This window comes from Subtercola boreus, from assembly GCF_003399635.1.
Lineage (GTDB): Bacteria > Actinomycetota > Actinomycetes > Actinomycetales > Microbacteriaceae > Subtercola > Subtercola boreus_B.
Map to the genome: position 1 here is coordinate 54,998 of NZ_NBXB01000002.1, position 10,116 is coordinate 65,113.

A 10,116-nucleotide genomic window follows, 5' to 3' on the forward strand; every position below is an offset into this window, starting at 1 on the left:
AGTTGGGGTGTGCGGTGCTGTCGACGCGGTCGGTTGTCTCGGTTTCGTTCGCGGTCGCGCTGGCGGCCATCTTGCTGGTCGGGTCGCCAGTTCGAGCCACAGCGGCCGGTGCGGGTGCGCCGGCCATGACTTCCACGGAGTCGGAAACAGATCTGCCCCTGGAACCGTCTGAGACGCCTGTGCTTCCTGTCGCACAGACACTGACGCTGTCTGCCGAGGAAGCTCCTCCTCTCGATCTCACCCCAGCCGTCGATGCTGAGTCTGCTCCCGTCGCTCTGCCTCTGCCCGCCCACGAGCGACCGGACTCGAGCGACGACTCGCTCGAGGGTTTCGATCCTCAGGGTAGGCCGGTCGTGGCCAAGGACGAATACTCCGACACCTACGCGGGCCCCGACGGATCGCGGATCTCCGCAGTGTCATCGACCCCGATCAACGTGCAGAACTCCGGTGGAGCGTGGGTGCCGATCCGCACCGAGCTCCAGACCGTCGGCCCGATGTCGATGTTCGGGCAGGGCGGTGCGAAGGTCGACGATCATCCACTGCATCCGGAATTCGCCGAGCATGCTGACGACCAGAACGTGCTGAGGCTGACGAGAGACGGCAGCACCATCGGATTCACCCTTCGGGGAGCGGCACCCTCCGTGTTGGAGCGAGACCTTGCGCCGTGGTCCCAGAGCAAGAACCACCTGGAGTACCGGGAGGTGTTCCCCGCTGTCGACCTCGTCTACGACGTGCAGAAGGCGGGCCTGAACGAGGTCTTCCGCGTCAACCGGAGGCCGGAGAGCTCACCGACCTGGAGTTGGGAGGTGGATGCCGGCAGCCTCACTGGAGCAGTGGATCCCGACGGCGGGATCACCTTCTCGACACTCTCAGGGGAGTCGACGTTCTCGATACCCCCGCCTGCCATGTGGGACTCCTCCGGCTCGGGCATCGGCGACTCTGCCTCCGGCCCCGTGCGTCTCGGCCTCCTGCACCAGAACGGGCGCCTTGTCGTCACCGTGCAGCCCGATGCCGCATGGCTGTCGGATCCCGCCCGAGTGTTCCCCGTCTCTGTGGACCCGGCGGTGGGATCGAGTGACAACGACGAGGAGATCGCCTACCGGAGCAGTGACGGACGAACTGCCAACCTGACGAACACCAACGCAGGCGTCTGGGCTGGCAACTCGAACGGCCACGGCATGTGGCGCACCATCGTCCACTACAACTACGAGCAGTTCTTCGGCAAGCAGGTACTTCGTGCCGCCATCGGCATCACGGGCGTCTATCCGGGCTACAGCGCGGACCCGCACCCCATCAACGTCAACGACATCACTTGCACAGGATTCGCGTGCCCGGGCGCCGGTCTCGGAACGATTCCGGCTGACAACGTCACCGGCGGGCAGACAAACCCCGACGACACCCGGCTGCAGTTCAAGCTCGCCGACTGGATCCGGGGCAACAACTCGGGTTGGCGGTTCATGCTCGGCGGTGACGAGACCCCTGGCCAGTTCACGCTGAAGAACGTCGAGACCCGCCTCTACGTGCAGTACATCGACTATCCGTCCACCGGGAACAGCCCGTCCATCGCCACCGGCTCGAAGAACGAGGGCTACACACCCAGGTTGAGTGTCGGCGGTGGATCATCGCCCGATGGTCTGCCGCTGAACCACCTGTTCCGACTCAGCACCAATCCGAATCCCGATGTCGACACGGTGTTCGACTCCCTCTGGCAGGGCACCGCAGATTCAGTGACAGTACCCGCGGGTCGGCTGAGGCCGAACACGACGTACTACTGGCAGGAGCACGTCTACAACGGATACTTCAACGTCTACCCGGCCTACCCGGTGTGGCCGGGTAGCAACGTCTACTCGTTCACAACGAACAATCCTGCGGTCACGTCGCAAGCGAGTGCCTCTCCTGTCGACAAGGCCGTTGTCGCTACGACGACGCCGGATTTCCGTGTCTCGCCGACGACGCATCCCAACGGGCTCGGGTTCACCTATGATTTTCGGATCGCGACGGGCACGGATGCTGTCACGGGCGCGGTTCTCGACTCGGGCTGGCAGTCCGGTACGACGTTCACCCCCGCGGATCCTACTTCTCTCCAGGATGGTGGCACCTACAGTTGGTCGGTTCTCACCAAGGACTCCAGCGGTGTGTACGGTCCGGGCTGGGTCAGCACGTTCACGGTGAACAAACGGCTGGGCGTGGGCGGTCCGTCGCCGTCTGACACTGCAGGTCCGGTCTCGGTGAACTTGGCCACTGGCAACCTGACGATGCAGGTCGCCTCGCCGACGGTTTCGACGGTGGGCGGCCCGATGGGAATGTCGTTCACCTACAACTCCCAGGCACCCTCGAACGCAGGCCTGAACGCCCGGTACTTCAACGCGCTCGCTCCGGGGGCGGCCTCGCCGAACTTCGACATCGACGCCGCGACGTCAGTGATGTCCCGTGTCGACCCGCAGATCAGTTTCAACTGGGGCGTGGGCTCCCCGGCGGCGGGCGTCGACCCGGACTACTTCATGGCCGAGTGGCAGGGTTTCGTGCGCTCGCCCGACGACGCAGCCACTTCGTACCAGTTCGGCTGGACCAGGGACGATGGAATCAGGGCCAGGATCGGTGGCACGGCCGTGATAGACCAGTGGACGACGAGCGCCGGCAGCGGATGGGGATCGTCCACTTCCCTGTCTCGCATCCCGGTCGCGCTGAACGTGCAGTACTACGAGAACGGTGGCGGTGCGGCGGTTCAGCTACTGGCCCGGAAGACGGGCGACACCGGCCCGGGCTTCATCGTTCCGTCGAGCTGGTTTACCCGCACCGTCTCGACGTTGCCTGCAGGATGGTCGAGCTCCACACCGATCGCCGGGCCGAGTGGCTACTACTCGAGTGCTCGCGTGGCGGAAGGGTCCGTCATCCTCACCGATGCGGCGGGCGCAACCCACACCTACAAGAAGTCCGCCACCAGTGCGAACACGTACGCGCCGCCGGTCGGCGAAGACGGGATCCTGGCGGTCGCCGCATCCGGCCAGATCAGCCTGACCGACGAAGCCGGCACGACCTACGTCTTCGGAAGTGACGGAAAGGTCACGGAGGTCACGAACCCGGCGGAGGCGAAGAAACCGGCCGCACCTGTCGTGAAGTTCAGGAGCGACACGGGCGCCGTCGACACCATCAGTGACAGGCTCTCCCTGAGTCCGTCGGGCGGCTTCGACCGGCAGCTGAAGTTCATCTACACGACGGACACCCAGGCAACCGCCGGTCTGGATTCCGCAGACCTCTGGAGTTCGCGGGTCTGCAAGACCAATCCGGCGACCCTCACAGCAGCGGCGCGACAGAGCGCCGGACCGCTGCTCTGCCGGATCGTCTACCCGAACCACCAGGTCGGGGCGCAGGACTTCACCGAGCTCGAATACGACGCGAACGGCTATCTCTCCCGGATCACGAACCCGGGCAGCGCACGCACGTCGTTCGCCTATGACAGTGCGGGCCGACTCCTCGCCACCAGGGACGTTCTCCAGAATGACTGGCTTCTCGCTGACACCACTCGTGTCGCCGAGCGGCAGAACCGCACGGAGATCGCCTACGACCCCGCCGTGAACCGCAACAGAGTGGCCAGCGTCTCGCTCTCCTCTGCGAACGGCATCAGCACAACCGAGCGCCCGACGAAGAAGTACACCTACGACACTGCGCCGGTCGCCGCCTCCCCCGGCGTCACCGCGGCGGACGGCAGGACCTTCGTCGACCTCTTCGACATCGTCACGGGTGCGGTGCTTCCCAACACCACCGGAACATCCGGGCATGCCCAGACCGTGACGTTCGATGCCAACGGCCGCGCGACCTCCGCCACGTCGGCAGCGGGGCTCACGGCCTCCACCGTCTGGAACGACAGGGATCAGACACTCTCCGTCACCAACGCGCAGGGCCTGACAAGCACGACCCTCTATGACGCCAGTCACCGAGCCACTGACAGTTTCGGGCCGGCTGCAGCCAGCTGTTTCGCGGCCGGCAGCTACACGCCGAGCGCGGCCTGCCAGATCACCACGGCTCACACCTCGACCGGATACGACGGCGCGCTGAACAGCCTGAACGTCGCCTACTACGACAACGCGTCCTTCTCGGGAGTGCCCAAGGCCTACAGCCTCGGCCTTCCCGGCAGCTCAACCGCCGGTGTGATCAGTAGATCGTGGGGAACGTCCGCGCCGGCTTCGGGCATCCCCGCTACGGCGTGGGCGGCCCGTCTCACAGGTCGGGTCACGTTCCCGGTCGCGGGGGACTACACCTTCAGTACCGTCGCCGACGATGGCACACGGCTCTGGATCGACAACGTGGTCAGAATCGACGACAACATCTCATCCGCGTCGCATCGCTCCCCCATCAGTGATCGGGTGACTGTCGCCGCGGGCCAGAGCCTTCCGATCAGGCTGGACTATGCCAACCAGGCCGGCCCCGGTGCGAGCCTGGTTCTCGAATGGACGCCACCCGGGGCATCCAGTCCTGTTGTCATCCCGGCGGCGCAGTTGACGCCGGACTACGGGCTCGTCACCACGACCAGCGCCTTCGATGCCGCGCCGCCTGGGATCCCCGGCATCAGCGACAGCCGCGTCCCGGGCATTCAGACCAGTACCGACTACGGGGCCTCGCCCTGGCTCGGCCTGGTCGCCGCCACCATCGTCAACCCCGAGGGCCTCAAGCTCACTACCACGACAGGCTACGAGAACTCGGCCGACGGCTACCTCCGGCGCACCTCCCGTACGCTCCCGGCGGCCGGTGGCTCCACGACCTACAGCTACTACAGCGCGAGGGGCGCCTTCGAGGAGCTGTACCCATCCGTCCACTACACGGCACCGGTCTGCGGCGTAGCGCTTGGCACCCCGCAGTACGGCATGCTGCGAAAATCGGCCAGCCCACTGTCGGCTGGCAGTTCCGTCCCGATGTCGACGTGGTACCTCTACGACAGGATGGGCAGGGTCGTCGGGACCACCGACGATGACTCCGGAACGTGGTCGTGCGTCACCTACGACGCCCGGGGCAGGGTCGTGAAGACCACACTCCCGGCCTTCGGCTCGGGTGCGACCCTCCAGCCGGCCCGGACCGTCGTGGCGGACTTTGCCGTCGGCGGAGACCCCTTCTCGAGCAGCGTGACCGACTCGAGCATCGCCTCGACGACCACGGCAGGAACGGTCACGACGACCGTCGACTTCCTCGGACGAACGACCTCGTACACCGACGTTTGGAAAACGGTCACGACGCCCACCTACAACGCGCTCGGGCAGGTCACGCGAACGGTGACGGTTGCGGCCGGTGCCGCCGCGACATCCACGGAGGAGTACGTCTATGACGCCGAGGGTCGGGTCATCCGCGTCACCGACAACGGCAGCATCGTCGCGGTGCCCGCCTACGGCACGGCGGGAGTCTCACTCGGCCGGCTGGTTTCGGTCGCCTACCCCTCGGGCGCTGGCGCTGGGGGCAACGGATCAGCCCTGTCGGTCATCGGCCGCAACACCGTCGGTGCGACGACCTCCCTCGGGTGGACGTTCCCCGCAGGATCCCCGCTGACCGACACTGTTCTCCGTTCGCAGTCCGGCCGGGTGCTGCGGGACAGCACCACCGACGGCACGGCCGCCCCGCAGGACTCGACGTACACGTACGACACAGCGGGCCGCCTTGCCGCCGCGACACTCCCCGGTCATGACCAGTCATTCGGGTATGCCAGGGCGGGTGGCTGCGGCGTGGCCAAAGCGGCCGGCCTGAACGGCAACCGCACCAGCTCGACAGACACCGCCGGCGGTGTCACGACCACCACCGACTACTGCTACGACAACACCGACCGGCTCACGTCATCGTCGATCACCAACCCGGTCCCGGATGCCGGCCCCGTCGCCGACGGCCTTGCGGCCACCGAACTGGCGTACGACGTGCACGGCAACATCACGAAACTGGCCGACCAGACCCTCGCCTACGACTCGGCCAACCGCCACATGGTGACCATCCTCGCGAGCGGTACCACCATCACCTACGCCCGCGACGCGTCGGGCCGGGTCATCTCGCGAACCACCGTTGTTCCCGGCACGGGGCCCGGAACGGGAACCTCGACCGTGCACTACCTGTACGCCGGCGGCGGCGCGCCTGTCATGGTCATCGATGGGGTGAGTGCTCCCTCGCGGATGCTTTCACTTCCCGGCGGCGTCAGTGTGGTCATTCCCTCGACCGGCGACCAGGCGTGGTCGTACCCGAACATCCACGGCGACGTGATCGTCACCGCGAACCAATCGGGTACGCGCTCGCCGCAGTTCCGTTACGACCCCTTCGGCCAGCCCTTCTCCGACACCGGCGCGATCGGTACCTCGGCCGGCGACGATGCGGTACCCGACAACCTTCCCGGCTCAGCGGACCACGCCTGGGTCGGCGCCAACAGCAAGCTCTACGAGCACGAAGGTTCCGTCGCGACCATCGAGATGGGCTCCCGCCAGTACGTGCCGGCCCTCGGCCGCTTCCTCGGCGTCGACTCCGTCGAGGGCGGCAACTCGAACGCCTACAACTACCCCAACGACCCCGTCAACGGCTTCGACCTGTCGGGCAACCGCCAGGACTGCGGGAACTGCTCCTATGGTGCTCTGATGAGCGGGCTGAGGGCGGGAACAAGCGGGGTTGCGAGAGCTACAAACAATTCTCGGAGTATGGCTGGTCTTCCCTATCAGATGTATTTTTCTCCCGCGACGGCGGCGGATACGCAGGGATATCGGAATGTATCGACGGTGATGAGTGTGGTCAGTGCCTTGTCGCTGCCGGTGGCAATCGGGGTCGGGAGATGGAACCCTGCGGCGGGCGTGGCAGTTCTGATGATCGGTGAGGCGGCTGGAGCGGGATCGACCGGAATGGACTGTCTCCTGGACGCCAACACCAGGAGTTGCGGAATCGGATTAGCGAGCCTCGCCCTCGGGCCCTTGGGCGGCAGTGTGGTCGGCGGTGCAAAACACCTTGATTCGATGACAACGATGACGAACTGGGCTCTGCGAGGAACCGGATGCATCTTAGACACGACGACCGCAACACGAGGCATCGTCGATTGGATGAGTGCACCGCTGTGGTAGTGGAAATCATTTTCATTGCTGCAGAGCAAGGAGGCCTGCAGTGAATGCGGCAAAATCTGGCGCAATTGGATCCGTCATCACAACGATGGCCGTTCTGTTCGGCTACGCGCTGGTTCTGGGTGTGACGCTTCTACGGGTTATCGCAGCCGCGTCAGGCGGTCAGCAGGACATCGTGTCCGCGACACTTGTTGTGTTCTTCATCGTCTACGTGTTGGCTATGACGGTTGCGCTCTGCCCGCTCGCATTGCGAAACAGACGTCTGCGAAAGGAGCACCCCAATGCAGTTCGCTTCACGGCACTTTTCGAGGGGCCCACTCGAGCTGGACTGCCCGGGATCCCTGATCTGGCCAAGATGCAGGATCTCTTCAAACCAAGCGCCTATCCCTGGTTCTCTGTCGTGATCGACGCTGACGGTATTCAGCTCTGGGGTACATCAAAGTGGGGCGCGCCGCCATTCCTCAGCATAGGCGAAAGCCAAATCCGGTCAATTGAACTGACTGGCTTCCGAATCATTGGGCTGCCGGAAACCGGATTCAATATGTCCTTCCTCGATTCATTTGGTGGCAGGAGGGATCTGATTCTGAGACCGGGATCCCGACTCTGGTGCTATCAGTCCGGTTGCTCTCGACGGTCGGCTGCACGCCTGCTCGCCAAAGTGAAAGAAATCCAAGGCATCGGTGGGCGCCCTTGACCCGTTCAACTCGTCTGCGGGCACGCGCGAGTGCTCTTGCGGTCCCTTCCAAATATGGAACCACCTCGGGGAAGAATTGATCAACTACGGCCTACGGCTCCGGGGGCCTGATTCTCGCGACGTTGGCCCATGGGTTGGTCGTCTGGATTCTTGTTCCGCTCGAAGTGCTTGTCTGGGTCTTCGGCTAATACTGGTTCCTCAAGCCCGGAGTGGGTGCTATCTCTCAGATTTCTAAGGTTGGCAGGATGGCGCAGGCAGGCAGGCAGGCAATGCGTTCGCGGGAGTATGGAGCGGACAATGGGCAGTCGCAACGGCTATCTTCGGGCTAGGTGTTCCCTCATCGCGACTTGGCAGCCCTAGGAAGGGTGAGTGACGGTGGCACGCTTTATGATTCCCGGTAGATCGGCCGGTGTTCTGGCTCGGCCGGCTGCGCAGATGGCACGATTCGCGATCGCATCCATAGTCTCCCTTTTGATCCTCACGTTCGTGGGTATTCACCGGTACCCGGGAAGCGAGTTTGTCTTTTTTGTGGTCTTGGGTTTAGTCGGCACAAGCGTTCTTGGCGCGGGCACCCTGCACTATGTCGCGTTCTACCGGGCCGCTAACGAAGTGCGTTACGGATACACAACCCTCGAGCGCAGTTATCAGGAAGTTGAGGAGTTGGACCCGGCATCGGGCCGCACGATAAGAGCTGCGGGGGAACCGTACCTCGATCAAAAGACAAGGGCTGACCGGCTTGACTCGGCGTTCGACCTTTCTGCCGAGTGCAACGGACCAGCGGTGCCTAGTGATCCATATCGGCAACACCGTAGCCGGTGGCAGTGGGTGTTGTTGGGAGTCGGGTTGGTTGCAGGCGCATTGGCCTTTTTTCTTCGAATCGGGGCGATCTGACCGCATGAACAATAATTCGGTTTGCCGCGTCGTTCACAACCGTTTGGGGCGGTCATTGGTCTGCGGCGACCGTCACGTGAACCTGCTGACCGAGGGCCAACCTCGCCGACATGGCAGCAGTGAATCGCAGCGAGAGCTCGGGACGGAGTGCGTTTCAGGACGACATGCCCAGATGCTCGAGAACAATGAACAATGAACAATGAACAATGAACAATGAATACGCCGCCAATCAACGAAGCCTGTCCGATCTTCGCCTACCTTGCTCAGCTGCCGGAGGTGATGAGTTCGGACGACGTCGCACTTCAACTTCGCGCGCTTTCCCCAGTGAGTCAGGGTTGGGCGATAGTCGTTCACTTGAGTACAGATTCACTGGGAGCTGCACTCAGGTTGCCTGAAAATCGAGCCTTGGCGGACATGGCTAAGGGCGGATCCGCAAGTGAAGAAGATTCAGAGCTTGTACGCGAGCTAAGAGAAGCGCTCCAATCCATCAACTTGGGGACGCATGAACTTTTCCTGAGCGCCGACGGAAAAACGTTCATGCCTGGCCTACCCAACAAACTCCCGCCCTTCAGGGCGGCGGACACCGATTAGAGCGAACCGCGCGAGCTGAGAGGAGTCCTGTATTTATTCCACCGACGTATCAAAGTCGCGTGAGATTCCATCCTGGGTCATCACGATGGCCGTGCGGTTCTGCTACCTGCTGGTTGCAGGGAGCACAGTGCTGCGGCTTATTGCAGCGGGAATCGGCGGTCAGCAAGACATCGTCTCCGCGACATTGGTTGTTTTCTTCATTGTCTATGTGCTGGTTATGACGGTTGCACTCTGCCCGCTCGCGCTACGAAACAGGCGTCTGCGAAAAGAGCACGCCGAAGCAGTTCTCTTCACGGCACTTCTCGACGGGCCCACCCGAGCCGGACTGCGCGGAATCCCTGATCCGGCCAAGATGCCGGATCGCTTCAAGCCGAGCGCCTTCTCCTGGTTGTCTGTCGTGATCGACGCGGACGGCATTCAGCTCTGGGGGACGTCAAAGTGGGGCGCGCCGCCGTTTCTCAGCGTGGGCGCGAGCCAGATTCGGTCAATCGAACTGATTGGCTTCCGAATCATCGGGCTGCCGGAAACCGGATTCTCTGTGTCTCTTCTCAATTCACTGGGTGGCAGGAGGGATCTGGTTCTGAGACCCGGATCTCGACTCGGGTGCTCCCAATCCGGTTGTTCACGCCGGTCGGCTGCACCTCTGGCTGCACCTCTCCTCGCCAAGATGAAAGCGGTCCAAGGCAAAGGTGGATGCCCGTGATGCATCTACATAGTGTTTCCAGTGCGACTTCGCGGCAGCCTGCGGTGACGTCCCCTCGAGTGGTGTGCTTTCGCTTTGCCGGTTGAGGTCAGTGGTTGAAGCTTAGGCGGCGATGAGTTCGGGCAGTGTTGTCACCTCCTCGATCGCGGTGGTTGGGTCGTTCATGGTCT

At 63.5% G+C, this 10,116-nt stretch carries 4 protein-coding genes; all 4 read left to right on the top strand.

From position 1 onward, the window contains the following. The first annotated feature begins 125 nt into the window (after positions 1 to 125). The 4 genes from B7R22_RS00715 to B7R22_RS18725 all read left to right on the top strand — a co-directional run bounded on the left by B7R22_RS00715 (position 126) and on the right by B7R22_RS18725 (position 9,946). The gene (locus B7R22_RS00715) at positions 126 to 7,070 is read left to right on the top strand and encodes a PA14 domain-containing protein (protein ID WP_147305256.1); all 6,945 of its coding nucleotides are present in this window, start codon (positions 126 to 128) and stop codon (positions 7,068 to 7,070) included. 40 nt (positions 7,071 to 7,110) lie between these two features. Then, positions 7,111 to 7,761 carry a hypothetical protein gene (locus tag B7R22_RS00720; RefSeq protein ID WP_147305257.1) on the top strand — a complete coding sequence of 217 codons (651 nt, stop codon included), beginning with the start codon at positions 7,111 to 7,113 and terminating at the stop codon, positions 7,759 to 7,761. A gap of 369 nt (positions 7,762 to 8,130) precedes the next feature. Then, positions 8,131 to 8,652, top strand: a complete 522-nt coding sequence (locus tag B7R22_RS00725) for a hypothetical protein (protein ID WP_116409917.1) — start codon at positions 8,131 to 8,133, stop codon at positions 8,650 to 8,652. 676 nt (positions 8,653 to 9,328) lie between these two features. After that, the gene (locus tag B7R22_RS18725; protein ID WP_147305258.1) at positions 9,329 to 9,946 is read left to right on the top strand and encodes a hypothetical protein; all 618 of its coding nucleotides are present in this window, start codon (positions 9,329 to 9,331) and stop codon (positions 9,944 to 9,946) included. Positions 9,947 to 10,116: the final 170 nt, after the last annotated feature.

Bases quoted from the DNA above. Each gene is read 5' to 3' on its own strand.
- B7R22_RS00715 (WP_147305256.1), top strand. From the start codon at position 126: ATGACTTCCACGGAGTCGGAAACAGATCTGCCCCTGGAACCGTCTGAG.
- B7R22_RS18725 (WP_147305258.1), top strand. From the start codon at position 9,329: ATGGCCGTGCGGTTCTGCTACCTGCTGGTTGCAGGGAGCACAGTGCTG.